This window comes from Collinsella sp. AF25-2LB (genome assembly GCF_003458415.1).
In the GTDB taxonomy this organism is placed as follows: domain Bacteria; phylum Actinomycetota; class Coriobacteriia; order Coriobacteriales; family Coriobacteriaceae; genus Collinsella.
Map to the genome: position 1 here is coordinate 121,745 of NZ_QRUF01000003.1, position 19,406 is coordinate 141,150.

16 protein-coding genes and 1 tRNA gene are annotated in these 19,406 nt (G+C 62.6%); 13 read left to right on the forward strand and 4 right to left on the reverse strand.

The window, feature by feature from the left end:
* Positions 1-2: 2 nt before the first annotated feature.
* Entirely contained in the window at positions 3-716 is a 714-nt protein-coding gene (locus tag DWY51_RS02595) for a DUF6580 family putative transport protein (RefSeq protein WP_117769755.1), read from the forward strand.
* Between the two features lie 539 nt (positions 717-1,255).
* Here the strand turns inward: DWY51_RS02595 and DWY51_RS02600 are convergent.
* Complete coding sequence (locus tag DWY51_RS02600) at positions 1,256-2,074, reverse strand: exodeoxyribonuclease III (protein WP_117769756.1); 819 nt, start codon at positions 2,072-2,074, stop codon at positions 1,256-1,258.
* 135 nt (positions 2,075-2,209) lie between these two features.
* On the opposite strand from DWY51_RS02600, the gene DWY51_RS02605 reads away from it, so the two are divergent.
* The 3 genes from DWY51_RS02605 (at position 2,210) to DWY51_RS02615 (ending at position 5,502) form a co-directional block, all read left to right on the forward strand.
* On the forward strand, positions 2,210-2,962 hold the full coding sequence (locus DWY51_RS02605) for an NAD-dependent protein deacylase (protein WP_117769757.1): 753 nt from the start codon (positions 2,210-2,212) through the stop codon (positions 2,960-2,962).
* Positions 2,963-3,057: 95 nt separating this feature from the next.
* Positions 3,058-4,800 (forward strand): dihydropteroate synthase, encoded by a 1,743-nt coding sequence (gene folP / locus DWY51_RS02610; RefSeq protein WP_117769758.1) that lies wholly within the window; start codon positions 3,058-3,060, stop codon positions 4,798-4,800.
* Positions 4,801-5,502, forward strand: a complete 702-nt coding sequence (locus tag DWY51_RS02615) for a hypothetical protein (protein WP_117769759.1) — start codon at positions 4,801-4,803, stop codon at positions 5,500-5,502.
* Positions 5,503-5,522: 20 nt separating this feature from the next.
* Here the strand turns inward: DWY51_RS02615 and DWY51_RS02620 are convergent, their stop codons facing one another.
* Entirely contained in the window at positions 5,523-6,296 is a 774-nt protein-coding gene (locus DWY51_RS02620; protein WP_117769760.1) for a type III pantothenate kinase, read from the reverse strand.
* 197 nt (positions 6,297-6,493) lie between these two features.
* Here DWY51_RS02620 and DWY51_RS02625 point away from each other — a divergent pair.
* The 8 genes from DWY51_RS02625 to DWY51_RS02660 all read left to right on the forward strand — a co-directional run bounded on the left by DWY51_RS02625 (position 6,494) and on the right by DWY51_RS02660 (position 15,902).
* Positions 6,494-6,570: transfer RNA gene (locus DWY51_RS02625), tRNA-Met, on the forward strand.
* Positions 6,571-7,099: 529 nt separating this feature from the next.
* A complete protein-coding gene (gene bilR / locus DWY51_RS02630) occupies positions 7,100-9,130 on the forward strand; it encodes a bilirubin reductase, long form (RefSeq protein ID WP_233504601.1) in 2,031 nt (676 codons plus the stop codon).
* Between the two features lie 453 nt (positions 9,131-9,583).
* Entirely contained in the window at positions 9,584-9,979 is a 396-nt protein-coding gene (locus DWY51_RS02635) for a helix-turn-helix domain-containing protein (protein ID WP_089573462.1), read from the forward strand.
* Positions 9,980-10,266: 287 nt separating this feature from the next.
* Positions 10,267-13,149: a proton-conducting transporter membrane subunit gene (locus DWY51_RS02640; protein WP_117769762.1), complete on the forward strand. Its 2,883-nt coding sequence runs from the start codon at positions 10,267-10,269 to the stop codon at positions 13,147-13,149.
* 12 nt (positions 13,150-13,161) lie between these two features.
* On the forward strand, positions 13,162-13,743 hold the full coding sequence (locus tag DWY51_RS02645) for an NADH-quinone oxidoreductase subunit B family protein (RefSeq protein WP_117769763.1): 582 nt from the start codon (positions 13,162-13,164) through the stop codon (positions 13,741-13,743).
* Positions 13,743-14,459 (forward strand): NADH-quinone oxidoreductase subunit C, encoded by a 717-nt coding sequence (locus DWY51_RS02650; RefSeq protein ID WP_117769764.1) that lies wholly within the window; start codon positions 13,743-13,745, stop codon positions 14,457-14,459. The genes DWY51_RS02645 and DWY51_RS02650 overlap by 1 nt, the downstream gene beginning before the upstream one ends.
* Positions 14,460-14,464: 5 nt before the next feature.
* Positions 14,465-15,553, forward strand: a complete 1,089-nt coding sequence (locus DWY51_RS02655; RefSeq protein ID WP_117769765.1) for a nickel-dependent hydrogenase large subunit — start codon at positions 14,465-14,467, stop codon at positions 15,551-15,553.
* 7 nt (positions 15,554-15,560) lie between these two features.
* Entirely contained in the window at positions 15,561-15,902 is a 342-nt protein-coding gene (locus DWY51_RS02660) for a 4Fe-4S dicluster domain-containing protein (protein WP_117769766.1), read from the forward strand.
* A gap of 590 nt (positions 15,903-16,492) precedes the next feature.
* On the opposite strand, the gene DWY51_RS02670 is transcribed toward DWY51_RS02660, so the two are convergent.
* Both DWY51_RS02670 and DWY51_RS02675 read right to left on the reverse strand, forming a co-directional pair.
* Entirely contained in the window at positions 16,493-17,122 is a 630-nt protein-coding gene (locus DWY51_RS02670) for a response regulator transcription factor (protein ID WP_117769768.1), read from the reverse strand.
* Positions 17,119-18,264: a sensor histidine kinase gene (locus DWY51_RS02675; protein ID WP_147333351.1), complete on the reverse strand. Its 1,146-nt coding sequence runs from the start codon at positions 18,262-18,264 to the stop codon at positions 17,119-17,121. The genes DWY51_RS02670 and DWY51_RS02675 overlap by 4 nt, the downstream gene beginning before the upstream one ends.
* 200 nt (positions 18,265-18,464) lie before the next feature.
* On the opposite strand from DWY51_RS02675, the gene DWY51_RS02680 reads away from it, so the two are divergent.
* Positions 18,465-19,403 (forward strand): ABC transporter ATP-binding protein, encoded by a 939-nt coding sequence (locus DWY51_RS02680; RefSeq protein WP_055251488.1) that lies wholly within the window; start codon positions 18,465-18,467, stop codon positions 19,401-19,403.
* Positions 19,404-19,406: the final 3 nt, after the last annotated feature.

Sequence of the window (19,406 nt, forward strand, 5' to 3'; positions counted from 1 at the left end):
GGATGACGGACTGTCGTTTCTCGCGTTTGCTTGCAAAACTGGAGATCCCGCTGTTGTTGGCGGTGCCGGCGGTGATGGCTGCCGCGTTGCTGGCGGGTGTTGAGCAGGCAGCGTTGGCCATGCTGGTTGTGGTGGCGTTGGTGCTTGCGCTGTTCTTTGCGGGTTACGAGGCATCTCGTCCGGGTTTGCGCCAGATTATGCCCACGCTGGTGCTGGCGGTGCTGGCGGCGGCGGGGCGCATCCTGTTTGGGCCCATTCCCGACTTTAAACCGGTGAGCGCCATCGCCATTATCGCGGGGGCGACGCTTGGTCGCCGCAATGGTTTTATGGTTGGCGCGCTGGCTGCGCTGACCAGCAATTTCTTTTTTGGACAGGGCATGTGGACGCCGTGGCAGATGTATGCTTGGGGGCTCGTGGGATACGTTGGCGGTGCGCTGACGTATGCGGGTGCGTTCGACCGCGCCGACGGCACCGTGCGCATGCCAGCACTGCTGGCGTACGGCTTTGCGTCGGGCCTGCTCTATGGCGTCGTGATCAACGCGTATGACATCATTGGTTTTGTGCAGCCGCTTACCTGGGCGGGTGCCGTGGCGCGTCTTGCCACGGCGGTGCCGTTCGATATCACACACGGCCTCGCGACCTGCGTGTTCTTGGTCGCCCTGTACAAGCCCTGGTGTCGCCGCATTAACCGTGTCGTCGTGAAATACGGGCTGTAAGGCTGGTTGCGTCGGAGCGGGAATCAATACTGCCGAAGTGCCATTTTAAAACTATGCCGGTTTACGGGGCTAGATTGGCGCAGGCCGACCATACCGGCTTTTTTCAAAATAGAGCAAGCCGTTTACCTGCGGTTTTATTATTACGGAATTGCGCATGGCTGGGGGTTCGCGATTCAGCCCCGTAAACCGGCATAGTTTTAAAATGGCCGGCTGATACGACGGGCATCGTGGCCCCCAGAGAGCCAAATTGATCCATTTTCTTCCGTCTCCAGATGTCCCCAGGAAATCAGTTGACGGCGCTTGCCACGAAACTGGCCCATCTACTACGTTTAGCTTGATACCCCCGACCATGACCGCGTTTTATGAAAAACCGCAGGCTTTCTACCTGCGGTTTTCTTTTTGCGTTGTTCGCTGTGGTTGAGGGTAGTGGCTTAAACGTAGTAGATGGGCTGGTTTCGTGGCGGACGGGGTCACGCGGGCGCCCCTTGCGCGGGCAAAAGTGATCTGTATTCCTTCGTCCCCGGGGGATCATTTGGGGGCTAGAGCTCTAGCGTGAGGGTGACGGGGCAGTGGTCGCTGCCGAAGATGTCGCCGCGGATGCCGGTGTCGCGTACGTTGTCGGTGATTGCGTCGCTTACCAGGAAGTAGTCGATGCGCCAGCCGGCGTTGTTCTTGCGGGCATTAAAGCGATAGCTCCACCAGCTGTAGACGCCCTCGACGTCGGGGTTTGCCGCGCGCCAGGTATCGGTAAAGCCGGCGTTGAGCAGCTCGGTAAACTTGCCGCGCTCCTCGTCCGAAAAGCCTGCGTTGCCGCGGTTGGACTTGGGGTTCTTAAGATCGATCTCCTCGTGTGCCACGTTAAAGTCGCCGCAGGTCACCACGGGCTTGCCGGTCTCGCGCTCTAGTGCGCTCAAAAAGCCACGATAGGCATCGTCCCAGGCCATGCGTACATCGATGCGCGCGAGCTCATTTTGGGCGTTGGGCGTATAGACGTCGACAAACCAAAACTTGTCGAACTCGAGCGCGCAGACGCGGCCCTCGGTTGCGGCCTGGGCGACGAGCTCGGCCTCATCGCCCTCGCTAGCGTAGGGTAGCAGTGCGTCGGCGCGCAGCACGCGCAGCGGTTCCTGGCGGCTAAAGACCGCAGTGCCCGAATAACCTTTACGCTCGGCGTAGCTCCAAGTTTGGTGATAGCCGGGCAGGTCGATATCGACCTGGCCCTCCTGCAGCTTGGTCTCCTGCAGCGCCAGGATATCGACGTCGAGTTCTTGCGCGATCTGGATAAAGCTTGGGTCCTTTTTGAGCACGGCGCGCAGGCCGTTGACGTTCCACGAGGCGAAAGTGTAAGTCTGAGGCATGGTGTCCTTTCGACGGGGTTTGCAGGCTTAAGATTAGCGCAACAGGGGCGGGGTGGGCTCCGCGCGTGCTGACTCAAAGGCCGCATGCCGGGATGTCGCCCGACGCTGCCCGACCAACAAGGACGGAGGACTCATATGACGCAGGCAATATCGGACCCCAAGCAGGCCTCCGCCGCACTGGCGGAGCTGTTCGGTACCCACAAGCGTGTGGTGTTCTTTGGCGGCGCCGGTGTTTCCACGGCGAGCGGCATCCCCGATTTCCGCAGTGTGGACGGCCTGTATCACCAGCAGTTTGCCTATCCGCCCGAGACCATGCTGTCGCATAGCTTTTACGAGGCGCATCCTGCCGAGTTCTTCGACTTTTACCGCACCAAGATGATCGCGCTTAACGCTAAGCCCAACCGCTGCCACACCAAGCTAGCCGAGCTGGAGCGCGCCGGCAAGCTCGACGCCGTAGTGACGCAAAATATCGACGGCCTGCATCAGATGGCCGGCTCACAGCGCGTGTTCGAGCTGCACGGATCGGTCCATCGCAACATTTGCCAGTCGTGCGGCGCGGTCTATAGCGCCGAGTGGATTTGCTCGCGCGAGCACGAGGATGCCGCGGGCGTGCCTGCGTGCCCCGCGTGCGGCGGCCGCATCAAGCCCGATGTAGTGCTCTACGAAGAGCCGCTCGACGAGCATGTGTTGACCGGTGCCGTTGCCGCCATCGCCGCGGCCGATGCCCTCATTGTAGGCGGGACCTCGCTCGTGGTGTATCCGGCGGCAGGCCTTACGCGATACTTTACCGGCGATACGCTGGCCATATGCAACCTTGCTCCCACCGATCAGGATGCAAATGCCGACCTGCTGATTTCTTGCGACATCGCGGCCACGTTTGCGTTCTAGCCCGCGCGCGCGGATACAATAGAAAGACTGAGTGCAAAGCGACCCCGCCGCCAGCTCCCCAAGCTCGGCGGCGTGGGCATTTTAGGAGGATGCTCATGGCGAACGACAGCAAGACATGGCGGTGCGGAAAGTACGAGCTCAGCTTTGACCGTCCGCGCATCATGGGCGTCCTCAACGTGACGCCCGATTCGTTTAGCGATGGCGGGGAGCACTTCGACCCCGATGCCGCCATCGAGTACGGCCTGGCGATGCTCGACGCCGGCGCCGACATCATCGACGTGGGCGGCGAGTCCACGCGCCCTGGTTTTACCCCGGTCAACCCCGACGAGGAGGCTCGCCGCGTGCTGCCCGTGGTGCGCGCGCTGGCCAAGGAGGGCGCCATCGTCTCGATCGACACGCGTCATGTGGCGGTTGCCAAGGCGGCCGTGCGCTGCGGCGCCTCGATCGTCAACGACGTGACGGGCTTCACTGATCCCAAGATGGTCGAGTTCGTTAAGACGAGCACCTGCGGCGTCATCGTGATGCATGCCGGCGAGGTCGCCGCGCCCGCCCGCACGCACGCAACGGTGCAGCTCGATACCTCGGCTGCGGCGTTTGTTGCCGAGAAGGCACGCGAAGCGGCTGCCGAGGCCGCGCGCGAGGCCGAGAAGCCGGCCCGTCGCCGTCGCGGCAAGTTGCTGGGCGAGCCCAAGGTTGAGGCCAAGCTTCCGGGCGGTGTGGTACAGCCCTCACTGCCGTTTGGCGAGCCGGAGCCCACGTCCGAGCCTGCAAGCGAGCAGGAGACGCCCGCCGCCGAGCGGGCTGCTGCCGCCGAGACCGTCGCGCCCGCACCCGAGGCCGCGCCCGCAGCCACCGAGGCCGAATCGGAGTCCAATGACCGCCTGGCCGCCATGATGCGCCGCAGCGCCCGCCGCGAGGAGGCCTACGTGCCCACCTCTCAGCTCCGCCGCTTTACCCTGCCCGATTCGGCGCCCATCATGCGCCGCGTCATGGGCTTTCTGTCCGACCAGGCCCGCACACTCATCCATGCCGGCGTGTCGCGCGACCGCATCTGCATCGATCCTGGCCCGGGCTTTGGTAAGTCGGCTAACGAGGACATCGTCATCCAGCGCGAGACTGCCAAGATGGCGTCACTGGGCTATCCGCTCATGTGCGCCGTGTCGCGCAAGCGTTTTGTGGGCGCTGTCTCGGGCGTGACCGAGGCCGCCGCGCGCGATGCCGCCACGTTTGGCGTGTGCCTGGGCGCCATCCAGGCCGGTGCCAACATCGTGCGCGTGCACGACGCCGCGGGTTTTGCGCAGTTCCTGAACGGTTACTGGGCCGTCGCCAAGCCGCAGCCGCGCCGTGCGTTTGTGGCCGTGGGCTCCAACCTGGGGCATCGTTGCGACAACATCCGCGCCGCGCGCGACATGATCGCCGAGATTCCGCTCACCTGCGTGTCCAACTCCTCCAAGATCTACGAGAGCGAGCCGGCCTACGAGACGCGCCAGGACGCGTTTGCCAACGCTGTCATCGAGATTAAGACCGAGCTGGCGCCGTTGGTGCTGCTCGACGAGCTCATGAAGATCGAGGTCGAGCTGGGGCGCGACCGCTCCAAAAAGGCCAAGGCCAACGGTCCGCGCACCATCGACCTGGACCTGCTGTGGATGGACGGCGAGACCCACGGCGGCAAAAAGCTGCGCCTGCCGCATCCGCTGATCGGCGAACGCGATTTTGTGCTGGTGCCGCTCGAGGACCTGATGCACGACCCGGCGCGGTTCTTCCGCTACAACGGCGTCGAGGTCAAGGAGCCCGAGGACCGCGTGGGCCATATCGTGGGCGAATTGGGGCGTATGTAGATGATCGAGATGAATGCTGTTGCCGCTGGCACCGAGCTCGACGCGGCGCGCGACGCGGGCCGCGAGGGCATGTCCGCGGGCTGGTGCGCGTGGAGCGCGGGCGATGCATCGCTGATGTTTTCGCTGGTCGTGCGCCCCGATGTGAACATGCATGCCTTCCACGGCCTGCCGTTTGTGGCGGCTATGGGCATGATGGACGCGCTTGTGGGCACGGCTTCGACGCCGGGGTTGGGCCTTGCCGGTAAGGTGGGTATCCAGTGGCCGAGCGATATCGTGTGCGGTGCGCCTGCGTTTGAGACGTCGCTCGCGCGTGTTGCCGTGAACGGCGGTGCCGGTGCTGCGGGCATGTTCGGTGCCGTGACGGTGGATATTGAGCGTTCGGCGCTGAGCGAGCTTGGTGTGGACGTGGCTGACGAAGCGCTGGTCGAGACGCTGGCCGCCGCCGTGCTGGCCCGCGTGGACGCCTGGGCGGTTGTTGCCAACACGCCGCAAGGCGCCGCAGGGCCGCTGGCTCCCGTGCTGGGCGAGTACTTCGACATGGTGCCGCTGCTGGGCCGCCAGGTTGCGGCGGTGTCTCCCAACGGCTTGCCGCTTGCGGTCGGTGTGTTTGCGGGCCTGGACATCTGGGGCCGCGCGACCATCAAGACCGATGCCGGCGAGCAGGAGTTTCCGCCCGAGGCTGTACGAATTCGCGGGCTGTAGCGTCTCGGCTTCGCCAGAGCCTACGCTAACTCCTGCATGCGGCGGTAGATTTCGCAGATGCCTTTGATGGTGAGTTGGCCGTCGACTATGTCGAAGGCATCGGTCGAATCGGCGACGATGCCGGCGAGACCGCCTGTGGCGATAACGGTGGCGTCCTCGCGGCCCAGCTCGCGCTTCATGCGCGCGACCAAGCCCTCGGCCATGGCGGCGGCGCCCACCACGGCGCCGACCTTGATGCACTCCTCGGTATCGCGGCCGATGGCGTGCTCGGGCGCCTCGAGCGGCACGCTGGCGAGCTTGGCGGCACGGGCGGCAAGCGCGTCCATGGAGATGCGGATGCCCGGCGCAATCGCCCCGCCAATGTAATAGCCGTCCTCGTCGATGACGTCGATATTGGTCGCGGTGCCAAAGTCCACCACGATTGCCGGCGCGCCGTAGAAAGTCTCGGCCGCAACGGCGTTGGCGACGCGGTCGGCACCCACGGCCTGGGGGCGCGCTGCACGCAGCTTGGTCACGGCGGCAGTCTGCGGCCCAATGACGATGGCGTCTGCCGCGATGCGCTTGGCCACGGCGTGCCACTCGCGCGAGAGCTGCGGCACCACGCCGGCAAAGGCAATCGCGTCGACCGCGCCGAGCGAGAGGTCGTACATCTTAAAGAAGCCCATCAGACGCACGTGGATCTCGTCGGCGGTGTAGGAACGGTCGGTGGGCATGCGCCACGACTGCACCAGCTCGTCTCCGTCAAACAGACCCATGGCCGTCTGCGTGTTACCCATATCGATAGCGAGCAGCATGTCTACTCCCGGTGTCGGCGTAAAAGGACGCGCACCATTGTATACGCGCCGCCGGCGGCGCTCGGCTGCGATTCGTTCACGGCGATATGGGCTGAGGGGTTTTAAATATGAAGGAATTATGCTCTATGAGATTTTCCTTGCCGTTTACCGAACTCCCACGTAATATTCTTTCTTGCGCACATGAGGCGCCCAGACATTGCGGGGTGGAGCAGTCTGGTAGCTCGCCGGGCTCATAACCCGGAGGTCGTAGGTTCAAATCCTGCCCCCGCGACCAAGAACTTGCAGCTCGTCGGCCTAGCCGACGAGCTTTTTTTGTTATTCCGGGACTGTTCTCTCAGCCCAATTCCCAACCTCTCAAACAAAAACTCGATTTGTAACATCTAGACCCGATTTGGACGGTCAGGTGTTACAGATCGAGATATACCGGTGGGTTGGGTCCCGTTTGTCTAAATCTGTAACACGAGGGACGGATTTTGCCGAATTGTTGTTACAGATTGAGATTTACTGGCAGGCGGGTTTGGTTTGTCTCAATCTGTAACAGGTAGGGGTCAAAAGTGGGCCTAGCTGTTACAGATCTAGATTGTTGAGGATGGGTTGAGAGGAATGTCTCGATTTGTAACAGGTAGACCCCGGTTTTGCCGTGTAACTGTTACAGATTGAAATAACCAACGGGCCGCCCTGCCCCATCCACCTGCCGCCACCTGATATTCGCCGATTTACGTTGCGTCGCCGTGCTCCCATGTCATATCCTCTAGACAACTACGCGGCAACATCGCCGCCGCGCCTACAAGAGAGGAATGTCCATGACCGCACCCGCATCCAAACTGCTCCAGCCCATTACGGTTGGCCCCCTTGAGCTTAAAAACCGCATTATGTTCCCGCCGCTGACCACCGGCTACGAGGAGCGCGACGGTTCCATTGGCGAGCGCAGCCTGGCTTTTTACGAGCGCCTGGCCCGTGGCGGCGTGAGCTACATCGTCATCGGCGACGTCGCTCCCGTTATGACCGCGAGCCCCACGCCCAAGCTGGCGACTGACGCCCAGATCCCCACGTTTAAGGCGCTGGCTGACGCCGTCCATAAGCACGGCGCCAAGGTCGCGCTGCAGCTGTTCCACCCCGAGTACGACGTCCCCGGCGTCGGCCGCATGGTCATGGGCTCCATGGCCGCCGCCAAGGCCGCGCAGGAGGCCAAGGCCGCCGGCGACGAGGAGACCTTTGCCGCCAAGATGGCCGAGTCCAACGAGATTCGCAAGCAGGCCTACGCCAAGCTGCACCACGACATGCAGCACTTTGTGAACGAGGCCACCGTGGAGCAACTCACCCAGATCAAGGAGGCCATCGCCGCCTCGGCCGCCCGCGCACAGCAGGCTGGGATCGATGCCATCGAGGTCCACGGCGACCGCCTGGTGGGCTCGCTGTGCTCCGCCATCCTCAACCAGCGCACCGACGAGTACGGTGGCTCGTTCGAGAACCGCGTTCGCTACGCGCTGGAGGTCGTCGCTGCCATTAAGGAAGTCGCGCCGCAGCTGATGGTGGAGTACAAGCTCCCCGTGATCATGGAGAACCCCGACGGCACGCCGCGCGGCAAGGGCGGTCTGCAGCCCGACGAGGCCTGCGAGTTTGCCAAGCTGCTCGAGGGCGCGGGCATCGACATGATCCAGGTCGCGCAGGCCAACCACACCGGTAACATGGGCGACACCATTCCGCCCATGGGCGCCATGCCCTACAACTGGACGCTGCCCGTGGCCGAGCGCGTCAAGGCCCTGGTCTCCGTGCCGGTGGCAACCGTCGGCCGCGTTGTCTCGGTCGAGGCCGGCGAGAAGATTCTTGAGGACGGCGCGGCCGACATTATCGCCTATGGCCGCTCGCTCATGTGCGACCCCGACATTGCGCTGAAGGCCGCCACGGGCGAGCCCATCCGCGAGTGCCTCAACTGCAACAAGGGCTGCGTCGACGCGATTCAAAACCGCAAGTACATCTCGTGCGTGCTCAATGCCGAGAACGGCGACGAGGCGACCATCGCCATTAAACCGGGTGAGGGCGACAAGAAGATCGCCGTGGTGGGCGGCGGCATCGCCGGCCTGGAGGCCGCGCGCGTGGCGGCCAAACGCGGCTACGACGTGACCGTCTACGAGGCGAGCGATCATCTGGGCGGCCAGATTGTGCTGGCAGCCGCGCCCCCGCGCAAGGACGAGATCATGCGCTCGGTGGAGTATTACGAGAAGATTCTGCCCGGCCTGGGCGTGAAGGTTGAGCTCAACCATGCCGCTAACCCCACGGATCTCAACGCCGCCGACGCCGCGATTGTGGCTGTGGGCGCGCACGACGTGGTCATCCCCGTTCCGGGTGCCGACTCGGACAAGGTCGTCTCGAGCTGGGACGTGCTGGCCGGCAAGGTGGAGCTCAGCGGGCGCGTCGCCGTCATTGGCGGTGGCCTGGTGGGCACCGAGACTGCCGAGTACCTGCTGCAGCACGGCTGCGAGGTGGCGATCGTCGAGATGCTCGACAAGATTGCCGCAGGCGAGTCCGAGACCATTCTGCCGCTGATTATGAGCGACTTTGCAGAGCACAACGTGGAGCAGCACGTTAAGACCCGCCTGACCGCCATTACCGACGAGGGCGTGGAGGCTGTTCGTACCACCGAGGACGGCGCCGAGGAGCCGGTGAAGATCGCCTGCGATTACGTGGTGATGGCCGTGGGCTCCAAGGCCAACGCGTTTGACCTGGACGGCGTGACGGTGCCCGTGACCTGCGTGGGCGACTGCTCGGGCGAGCGCACCGCCGATATTGCGAGCGCCATCCGCACGGCGTATCACGCGGCCAACGAGCTGTAGCTAACATCGCGGCGGGGCGGGGCGGGGCGGTAGCACGGATCCGCCTCGCCCGGCTGCGTCCCGTCGGGTGTCAACCGGTGCGGGGCCTGCAAGCGCAGCAGGCCCCGCCCTTTTTGTTTTGCTCCGGTGGATGGCAATGCGCGGTAATCATGAGGAGTAAGGACGTCTACTGCCTTGCCGATTGCTCAAAATTATTGGGGGAGGGGTTAATAACTATATCCTCTATGCCAAAGGACATAAAGAGATGTCAATTTTGTTGACAAGCGAATGACGATTAGCTGCGAGCCAGCTACCAGCGTAAATAATCGATAAAGAAATGTCGTAAATTGGTGCCAAATGCCCAGATAACACCGCGTCTATTTTAATTAACTGCTTTGAGCAAACAGTAAAATGCTACTATCTAACTTGCACGCAAGAAAGCAGATTAACGGTTAAGGCTAAGAAGTGGCAGGTATGTCGGAAGCAACTAGGACTCGCACGCATGCGCCCGAGGTTAGGCAGCGCGCCGTCGAGATCCTCCAAGAGGGGGTCGGTCATCGCGCCCTCGCCGCGGAGCTTGGCATTCCCCAGGCCACGGCTCGTCAGTGGGCCCGCGCGTATGCCGTAGGCGGTGCCGACGCCGTTCTCAACGCCGGTTCGCATCATCACACCTATTCGTACGAAGTTAAGCTCGCCGTGGTCAAGGACCGCTTGGAAAACGGCTTAACGGTTCGCGAGGCCATGATCAAGCACAAGATTCCCAGTGAGTCTTCGGTCAAGGCTTGGTGCCGCCAGTATCGCGAGAGCGGTGAGTCCGCGCTGGTTGATAAGCCGCGCGGTCGCAAGCCGCGCGTTAAAAAGGCGGAATAGCGAACGGGATGGTGCGCCCACAGGGGCGCATTTTTCTTGCCGCGCCAACTTTTTGGACCGTCGTGAGCCTACTGGAACATCCTCCAAAGTGGTTAATAAACCGCGCGCAGTGGCCCGTGCGCCTGCCGCCGCGATAGGGGGAGCGTCGCCTCTCTGCTCCAAAGCGGACAGACTCCTTACCCCGTACGCCTAAAACTCCCCAGTTGACCGAAAACCCGCCGCCGCTACTCCTCAACTGAGCTATAACGTTAAACAATTGCAGCGTTTTTGCATGGGGGAGTGATGGTATGACGCTACTGTATTTCCTTACCCTGTTTCCGCTGGTACCGGCGCTGGGCATGCTGCTCGCGCGCGGTGACCGCGCCCGCGATGCGGTGGGGCTCATAGGTTCCGGCATTATTATGGCGGTGACAGTTGTAGTCGCCGTCATGTTTTTTGGCACGGGTCCGCAGAGCTTTGAGGTTGCCCCCGGCACCTCGCATGTGCTCTCGATCATCAGCTCCGCCATCGACGTGATTCTGTGCGCCGTTATCCTGTACAACGCGTTCAAATATGGGAACGCGCTCACCACGGTGCTCGGCATAGTCCAGCTGGTGGGCTCGCTCGCCTTTGCAGCCATGACGCTGCCCGCGGCCGAAGCCGTCACGGCGACGCCGCTCTACCTAGACTACATGAGCGTGATCATGGTCCTCGCCGTCGGCATTGTCGGCAGCCTAATCTGCGTGTATGCCTTGGGCTACATGAAGGACTTCCAAGCGCACGATGAGCACGAGGCTGCGCTGCGCGGGCAGACCGCGCCCGACCGACGCCCGCAGTTCCTGGCGCTCATGTTCCTGTTCCTCTCAGCCATGTTCGTCATCGTGACGAGCGACAACCTTGAGTGGCTGTTCTGCGGCTGGGAAATCACTACCGTGTGCTCGTTCCTTATGATTGGCTACACGCGCACGCCCGAGGCCATCAAGAACGCCTTCATCCAGATCATCCTCAACATGCTGGGCGGTATCGCGTTTTTGGCCGGACTCATGTATCTGCACGTCAACGGCATGCCGCTGACCATCTCGGGCATGATCGAGCTTTCCGGCGCCGGAACCGCGCAATCCGCGCTGCTGGTGATGCCGGTCATCCTGTTGTCGCTCTCCGCACTCACCAAGGCCGCACAGATGCCGTTCCACACTTGGCTGTTGGGCGCCATGGTTGCCCCTACTCCCACGAGCGCCCTGCTGCACTCGTCAACCATGGTCAAGGCCGGCGTGTTCCTAATGGTCAAGCTGAGCCCGCTCTATGCCATCTATCCCGTAACCGGCTTTATGGTCACGAGTGTGGGTGCCATCACGTTTTTGCTCGCTGCCCTCATGGCCATCTCGCAGAGCAACGCCAAGCGCGTGCTCGCGTACTCCACCATTTCCAACTTGGGTCTCATCAGCGCCTGCTTGGGTGTCGGTGCGCCCGAGGCCGTATGGGCGGCCATCTTCCTGATCCTGTTCCACACGGTGGCCAAGTCGTTGCTGTTCCTGTGCGTGGGCACGGCCGAGCATCATATCGGCAGCCGCAATATCGAGGACATGGACGGCATGTTCAGCCGCATGCCTCACCTGACGCGCCTGATGATGCTGGGCATCATGGGCATGTTTGTGGCGCCGTTTGGCATGCTCGTGTCCAAGTGGGGCGCCCTGGTGGCGTTTGCACAGACCGGCAACGTACTCATGATCATGGTGCTTGCCTTTGGCTCGGCCACGACGTTCTTCTTCTGGGGCAAGTGGCTTGCCAAGCTTTCGGGCGTCGACCCCACGGCTCAAAACGTTGAGGTCAATGTCCATAAGACCGAGTGGATGGCGCTCAACACCATCGCCGCGCTGCTGATTCTGTGCTGCGTGGCGTTCCCGGTTATCTCGAGCGGTCTGGTGTCGCCTTACTTGGCCATGGTGTTTGGCCGTGTGCCGTACGTTATTGGCAAGGACGCCATGTATCTGATGGTGGTTATCGTGGCGTTTATCGCCGTGGTGCTGCTGACTTCATTCCGCGTGAGCAACAAACCGCACGTCAACGTATATCTTTCGGGCGTGGGAACCGACAAATATCGCCATTTCCGCGGCTCGATGGGACACGAGGTGAAGGCCGAAAAGCGCAATTGGTACTCGGAGGACGCCCTTGGCGAGAAGCGTATTAGCCCCGTGGGTAGCGTTGTGTGCTGCAGCATTATCTTGTTTGCGCTGCTGTGTTGCGCGTGGATTGGACCCGAGAGACTTGCCATGAGCGCGCCCTCGGTGCTGCGCGGCAAGTATTTCGAAGGTTCGGGCGTCGTGGGCATATTTATTGGTACCGTGGTGTTTGCCCTGCTGGCGCCTTTGGTTGGTGGCCTGATCGACGGCGTTGACCGCAAACTTTCGGCCCGTATGCAGGGCCGCGTGGGCCCGCGCCTGCTCCAGCCTTTCTACGACGTTGCCAAGTTGCTGCGCAAAGCCCCTGCCAGCGTAAACACCATGGACGATACCTATATGGCGTGCGCGCTCATCTTTACCGTCGTGGGCGGCGGCATCTTTGTGTCGGGCTCTAACACGCTACTGTGCGCTTTTATGGTGACGCTCGCCGCGATCTTTGTGGTGTTGGCGTCCGCCTCGACGCAAAGCCCGTTTGCCCAGGTTGGCGCCGATCGTGAGTTGCTGCAGGTTATGAGCTACGAGCCCGCCGTTCTGCTGATGAGCGTGGGCCTGTATCTCGCCACCGATAGCTTCGATTCCATCGCCGTGACCGGGCAGTCGGCGCCCATCATCGTGTACAGTGCGCCCATTTTCCTGGCGCTGCTTGCGGTGCTCACCATCAAGCTGCGCAAGTCGCCGTTTGACCTTTCGTACTCGCATCACGCGCATCAGGAGATTGTCCAGGGCGTCGCCACCGAGATGAGCGGCGGCACGCTGGCCAAGATGACCCTTATGCACTGGTGCGAGACCGTGCTGTTTTTGATGTGGGTGGGCATGTTCTTTGTTTGGGACAACCCGGTGAGCTGGGTCGTAGCCCTGGTCGTGATGGCCGCGACGTATTTTGTCGAGGTGCTGATCGACAACACCTTCGCACGCAGCACCTGGCGCAGCTGCTTTAAGCTCGGCTGGGGCGTGGCGCTGGTGTTTGGCCTGCTCAACCTTATGCCCATCCTCGTCGACGTGTTTATTTAGGAGGCGGCATCCATGGATCATAAAATGTCGCGCTCGCCGTGGGTTATTCATTACGACGGCTCGAGCTGCAACGGATGCGATATCGAGGTGCTGGCCTCGCTCACGCCGCTGTTCGATGCGGAGCGCTTTGGCGTGGTCAATACCGGCAACCCCAAGCATGCGGACATCTTTTTGGTGACGGGCTCGGTCAACGCTCAGAACTTGCCTGTCGTGCGCCAGATTTACAACCAGATGCTCGAGCCCAAGTGCGTGGTGGCCTGCGGCATCTGCGCGTGTTCGGGCGGCGTGTTCCGCGATGCCTATAACGTGATCGGCGGCGTGGACCGCGCGATTCCCGTGGACGTGTACGCGCCCGGGTGCGCCATTCGTCCCGAGACGGTGATCGATGCCATCGTGGAGGCGTGCGGCATCCTGGATCAGAAGGAAGCCGTGATGCGCGCCGGCGGCGACCCGCTCACCGTGGGCGGTGCCGCAACCTGGGACGGTGGCGTTGAGCTGGGCGAGGACGGGTTCGTGGCTGCTGCGGGGGCCGGGGTCGGTGTCGACGCAGGCGCGGCTGACGGTGCGCCCGTCGCTGCAAAGGAGGCCGAGTAATGCAAAAGGCAATCTATACCACCGTCGGAATCGACGAGCTGTTGCCGCATGTGCAGGCGCTCAAGGGCTTCGGTGCCCGCTTTGTGCAGATGCACGCCGAGCGCTGTGTGGACGACGGATCGTATCGCCTGGTCTATACGTTTATCAACGTTCGTGCTGCTCGGGAGCATATCGCGCAGGACGGCAACTATGCGATTGAGAATCTGATGGTCGAGGGTATCGACCAGTACCAGGAGATTCCGTCCATCAGCTCGTACTATCCGGCGATATTCCCGTTTGAAAACGAAGTGCACGACCTATTCGGTCTTGCCATCACCGATATGCAGATCGACTTTAAGGGCTTTTTCTACCAGGTCTCGACTGCCGAGCCCATGAGCGTTATCACGCCCGAGGTGAAGGCTGCGCGCGAGAAGGCCATGAAAGTCCGCGCGGCTGCCGAGGCCAAGGCGCGCAAGGCCGCGGCCGAGAAGGCCGCCGCTGCTGCGGCTGCTGCAGGGGAGGGCGCTGCCAGCGCCGGCGATGCCGCGGGCGCCGCTGCTCAGCCCGCTGCGGCTGCCGGCTCCGATGCTCAGCACGATGAAGCTGCCGCCAAGGCCGCGCTCAAGGCTGCCGAGATGGAGGCAAAGCTCGCCGCCATGGATCCCGAGAAAGCGGCCAAGGTCCGCGCGGCGCTTGCCGCCAAGGCCGCCCGCGACAAGCAGAAAAAGGAGGCGTAAAGTCCATGGCACATCGCTCCGTTATTCCGTTTGGCCCGCAGCACCCGGTGCTGCCCGAGCCGCTTCATCTGGACCTGGTGATCGAGGACGACCGCGTCATCGAGGCAATTCCGCAGATCGGCTTTGTGCACCGCGGACTCGAGAAGCTCACCGAAAAGCGCGACATGCACCAGTTTGGCTACATCGCCGAGCGCATCTGCGGCATCTGCGCCGTGGGCCACAGCTATGGCTATGCCAGCGCCTGCGAGCGTATGCTCGACATCGAGGTGCCCGGCCGCGTGCAGTATATCCGCACCATTCTGCATGAGCTTTCGCGTATTCACTCGCACCTGCTGTGGCTGGGCCTGCTCGCCGATGCCTTTGGCTTCGAGGCGTTGTTCTATCGTTCGTGGACGCTGCGCGAGCAGATTCTCAAGATCTTTGAGAGCACGTGCGGTGGTCGCGTGATTCTGTCGATCAACGAGATCGGCGGCCTTAAGCACGACATTGAGGACTCCGAGCTGGCCGGCATTGTCCAGACGCTCGACGCCATGCGCCCCGACTACGAGGCCCTGGTGCATACGTTTTTGGACGACGACAGCTGTGGCGAGCGTCTGCATGGCGTGGGCGTGATCAGCAAGAAAGACGCGCTGGAGCTTTCGATGGTCGGTCCGTTTGGGCGCGCCTCGGGCGTGGATTACGACGTGCGCATGTTTGGCGACGGCGCCTATGCGGATCTGGCCGCGTTTGAGCCCATCGTGGCGACCGACGGCGACTGCTATGCCCGCTGCCAGGTGCGTTGCGCCGAGGTCACGCAGGCCATGGATATCATCAAGGAGCTTGCCGGTAAGATTCCACACGACGGCATCGGCGGGCGCACCAAGCTTACGCCGGCCGACGGCGCGCGCGGCGAGGTTGTGATTGAACAGCCGCGCGGCGAGGCGTACTACTATGTACGCGGCAACGGCACCAAGAACCTGGACCGTTTCCGCGTGCGAACGCCGACGTCGCAAAACCTGGCGGGTCTGACACATGCGCTGCAGGGCGTGCTCCTTGCCAACGTGCCCATGATTATCCTGACCATCGACCCCTGCATTAGCTGCACGGAAAGGTAGGCGCGGCATGAGTTTGCTGACATTTGCCAAGACGGCCTTGGGCTCTATGGTCAAGCAGCCGGTTACGGTGTGCTATCCGCAGGAGGGGCTGACGGCACCAGAGCGCCTGCGCGGACATATCGTTAATGACATGGATGTGTGCATCTGCTGCGGCATGTGCGCGCGTCGCTGCCCGGCGGGCGCGCTCGCGGTCGATCGCAAGGGCGGTACCTGGTTGATTGACCCGTACGCCTGCGTGGTGTGCGGCGAGTGCATCGAAAGCTGCCCCAAGCACTGCCTGACTATGGACACCGCCCGTACTCCGGTTGCGGCGGATAAGACTCCCACGGTAGAAACCAAGCCGGAGTAGCGCTGGAATGGGGCTGGTATAGCGCTGGAATAGGGGCCGGCGGGGCAAAAATGCCCCGCCGGCCCCGCGCGTGAACGCGTGTGCGGGCCGCCACGCGACCCGTCCAGCCCGAAAATGACCCGTCTGCCATGAAATGGGCCCATCTACTACGTTTAAGCCGCTACCCTCAACCATGGCAAGTAATGCGAAATAAAAACCGCAGGTAGAACGCCTGCGATTTTTCATGAAAAGCGGGTATGGTCGGGGATATTGAGTCAAACGTAGTAGATGGGCCGATTTCGTGGCGGGCGCTGTCAGCCGGTTTCCGCGGGTGGAGGAAAATGGATCATTTTGGTCCCGCGAGGCTTGCGGAGGCACTCGTGCAGGGCCGCCCGAACAAAACTATGCCGGTTTACTACGATGAATTCGACATTCCCGACCATGACTGCATTTTTCTAAATAATGCAAGCGTTCTACCTGCGGTTTTGTAAGCGCGCAATTTGCCGTGGTCGAAGGCGGGCGATTCATCGTAGTAATCCGGCATAGTTTTGAAATGGCATTAAATCGGTGGCAGCCATTTTACTTTGCCGGGGTGGTCGGTTGTTGGGTAATTACCCTCGCAGGTAGGCGATGGCGATCTGCGTGCGGTTGCGCAGGCCCATTTTGGCTAGGATCGAGCTAATGTGGTTGCGCACGGTGCCTTCGCCCATATAGGCGGTGGCAGCGATCTCCTTGTTATCGAGGCCGCGGGCGATGAGCTCGGCGACTTCGAACTCGCGGTCGGTCAGGCTGGCAAAGGCTGCGGGCCGGCGGGGCGTGCCCGTCTTGTCGCCCATCCCGTCAAAGTCAACATCTTCGATCGCCTTGCCCTCGAGCACGCGTTTGCCATCCATGGCCTGCGCCAACGCCGGAGGAATGGCGGCGACATCGGTTTTAATCAGGTAGCCGCGGGCGCCCAGTTTGAGCGCCGACACAATGTACTCGTCATCCGAGAATGTCGTCAGGAACACCACGAGCGCCGCAGGATCGCGCTCGAGGATCTCGCGCGCCGCCGATAGGCCGTCTCGTCCCGGCATCTGAATGTCGAGCAGCGTGATGTCGGGCGAGTGCTCAGCGTAGAGCGCCACTGCGTCGTTGCCGTTGGCACCGGTGCCCACCACCTCGATCTGCGGCTGGGCGCCCAGGATAATCTTGAGCGAATCGACCACTAGGCGGTCGTCGTCGACAACGATGAGCCTCATCGGCCATCATCTCCTTGCTGTTTGGGAACGGTGGCAAACACGCGCCAGCCGCCGGCGCCGGCACGCGGGCCGGCGGTGAAGGTGCCGCCAAGCGCCTCGATGCGCTCGCGCATAGAGGCGAGCCCCATGCCCTCCGCGGCGCCTTGGCCGCTTGCTTGAACCCCGCCCGCGCCATCGTCGGTAACGATGAGCTGGTAAAACGACGGATGCTCCATGCAACGTACGGTGACAGCATGGGCGCAAGCGTGGCGCATGGTGTTGGAGAGCGCCTCGCGCAGGACCGCCGCAAAGCAGTTCGCGACGTTTGCGGGCGCATGTTCGGTCATAACTTCAAGCTCAATCCGCGGACCGCCGTCCGAGCGCGCGCCTTCAACAATGCGTTCGAGCTGCACGGAAAGGTCGACGGCGTTGTCGTTGAGCGCGTGGACGCTGGCGCGCACGAGCTGGAGCGCCTCGTCAACGGTGTATTTGACGTCGGCGAAATCGGCGGCAACGCCGGGCTCGTTGGCATGGACCACGCGCAGGGCTTCGGTTTGAAGCGAAGCGCGCGTGAGCTGGTGGCCCACGTTATCGTGGATCTCGCGCGCGATGCGGGCGCGTTCGGCGAGCGTCGCGAGCTCGACTTCGTAGTCCTGGCGGTCGGCGAGGTCGCGGTTGCGTGCCTCGAGTGCCAGGGCGCGTTCTTGCAGCTTGTCGCGGGTGCGACGCATGCGTTCCTGTTCGCGCTCCAGCTGCGCGGTGCGCAGTGACAGCAACGTGGCGGCGACCGAAAGGATGGCGGTTAGCAACAGCGTTCGGGTGGTGAGCGCGCCGCAGCGAAGGTCCGTGGCAAGTGCGCAGGCAAACACGGAGCCAATCGCCAGCGCGGGCCAGATGCGTTCACGGCGCACGCGTCGCGCGATGTCATAGAGGGCGAGAGGTGCGAACGGCACAAACGGCGGCACGAAGACAGCCGCGATGACGTAGGCGTAGCTGCCGGCCTCGCTGGCGCGACGGGCGCGTTCTCCCTGCGCGACCTCGGCCAGTGCGGCGATGACAACGCCAAGGCAAAACGCCGCGACCAGGCGAGCATCCACAGCAAGGCCCGTGGCGGCTGCGATGCAGCACGCCAGCACGATCGATTTGTCGAATAGCCTGTTCATACGGGTATTGTACGCGATGCCGCGCACGGGGGAGGCGCCACTCAGAGCAAGCGTGACATTCCTCCCACGCGGCGGGGCGGTCGCGTCAGCAGGCCGCACGACCAAGACCTCCGCACTCGTGACAAAGCTCACTGGTGCGCGCCGTCAGCTCCTGCGATGATGCAATCGTACCGGGCCGCAAGCAACAGAAGGGCCGCCTCATGACAGACATCGTCCACGTCGAAAACCTCGTTAAGCGCTACGACGACCTTATTGCGCTCGACCACTTTAACCTGAGTATCGCCCCCGGCGAGATCTTTGGCCTGCTGGGCCCCAACGGCTCGGGCAAGACCACGTCCATCAACTGCATCCTGCAGCTGCTCGCCTACGACAAGGGCACCATCGAGCTGTTCGGCGAGCGCATGACGCCCGCCCGCTACGACCTCAAGCGCCGCATCGGTGTGGTGCCGCAGCAGGTGGCGGTGTTCGACGAGCTCACCGTGCGCGAGAACATCGACTATTTCTGCAGTCTCTACGTCAACGACCGCAAGCGCCGCCGCGCGCTGGTGGACGAGGCGATCGACTTTGTCGGCCTGGGCGACTTTACCAAGTTCCGCCCCGGCAAGCTCTCGGGCGGCCTGGCGCGTCGTCTCAACATTGCCTGCGGCATCGCGCACAAGCCCGAGCTCATCTTTTTTGACGAACCCACGGTGGCGGTCGACCCGCAAAGCCGCAACGCCATCCTGGAGGGCATCTGCCGCCTGCGCGACGAGGGCGCCACGGTGGTGTATACCAGCCATTACATGGAGGAAGTCGAGCAGATCTGCAGCCGCATCATGATCATGGACGGTGGGCGCGTGCTGGCGCAGGGCACTAACGACGAGCTCAAGCGCATGATTCAGATGGGCGAGAAGATTGTAATCGAGGTCGGCGAGGTTCCGAGTGCGGCGCTCGGTGCCGTCGCAAGCCTGCCGCACGTTCTGGACCTTTCGGCAACGGCGGGACAGCTCACGTTTTCGTGCGAAGCGAGCCCGCACAACCTGACGGACATTCTCGATGCGCTGCGCTCGCATGACGTGCCACTCGGCCGCATCTATTCCGAACCGCCGACCCTCAACGACGTGTTCCTCGAGATCACCGGCCGCGAGCTGCGCGACTAGGGG

What these genes read in the sequence shown, in the direction of transcription:
- DWY51_RS02660 (WP_117769766.1), top strand. Translation starts at nt 15,561, where the DNA reads ATGAGTTTGCTGACATTTGCCAAGACGGCCTTGGGCTCTATGGTCAAG.
- DWY51_RS02605 (WP_117769757.1), top strand. Translation starts at nt 2,210, where the DNA reads ATGACGCAGGCAATATCGGACCCCAAGCAGGCCTCCGCCGCACTGGCG.
- DWY51_RS02600 (WP_117769756.1), bottom strand. Translation starts at nt 2,074, where the DNA reads ATGCCTCAGACTTACACTTTCGCCTCGTGGAACGTCAACGGCCTGCGC.
- DWY51_RS02595 (WP_117769755.1), top strand. Translation starts at nt 3, where the DNA reads ATGACGGACTGTCGTTTCTCGCGTTTGCTTGCAAAACTGGAGATCCCG.
- folP (WP_117769758.1), top strand. Translation starts at nt 3,058, where the DNA reads ATGGCGAACGACAGCAAGACATGGCGGTGCGGAAAGTACGAGCTCAGC.
- DWY51_RS02675 (WP_147333351.1), bottom strand. Translation starts at nt 18,264, where the DNA reads ATGAACAGGCTATTCGACAAATCGATCGTGCTGGCGTGCTGCATCGCA.
- DWY51_RS02615 (WP_117769759.1), top strand. Translation starts at nt 4,801, where the DNA reads ATGATCGAGATGAATGCTGTTGCCGCTGGCACCGAGCTCGACGCGGCG.
- DWY51_RS02640 (WP_117769762.1), top strand. Translation starts at nt 10,267, where the DNA reads ATGACGCTACTGTATTTCCTTACCCTGTTTCCGCTGGTACCGGCGCTG.
- DWY51_RS02620 (WP_117769760.1), bottom strand. Translation starts at nt 6,296, where the DNA reads ATGCTGCTCGCTATCGATATGGGTAACACGCAGACGGCCATGGGTCTG.
- DWY51_RS02655 (WP_117769765.1), top strand. Translation starts at nt 14,465, where the DNA reads ATGGCACATCGCTCCGTTATTCCGTTTGGCCCGCAGCACCCGGTGCTG.
- DWY51_RS02645 (WP_117769763.1), top strand. Translation starts at nt 13,162, where the DNA reads ATGGATCATAAAATGTCGCGCTCGCCGTGGGTTATTCATTACGACGGC.
- DWY51_RS02670 (WP_117769768.1), bottom strand. Translation starts at nt 17,122, where the DNA reads ATGAGGCTCATCGTTGTCGACGACGACCGCCTAGTGGTCGATTCGCTC.
- DWY51_RS02650 (WP_117769764.1), top strand. Translation starts at nt 13,743, where the DNA reads ATGCAAAAGGCAATCTATACCACCGTCGGAATCGACGAGCTGTTGCCG.
- DWY51_RS02635 (WP_089573462.1), top strand. Translation starts at nt 9,584, where the DNA reads ATGTCGGAAGCAACTAGGACTCGCACGCATGCGCCCGAGGTTAGGCAG.
- DWY51_RS02680 (WP_055251488.1), top strand. Translation starts at nt 18,465, where the DNA reads ATGACAGACATCGTCCACGTCGAAAACCTCGTTAAGCGCTACGACGAC.
- bilR (WP_233504601.1), top strand. Translation starts at nt 7,100, where the DNA reads ATGACCGCACCCGCATCCAAACTGCTCCAGCCCATTACGGTTGGCCCC.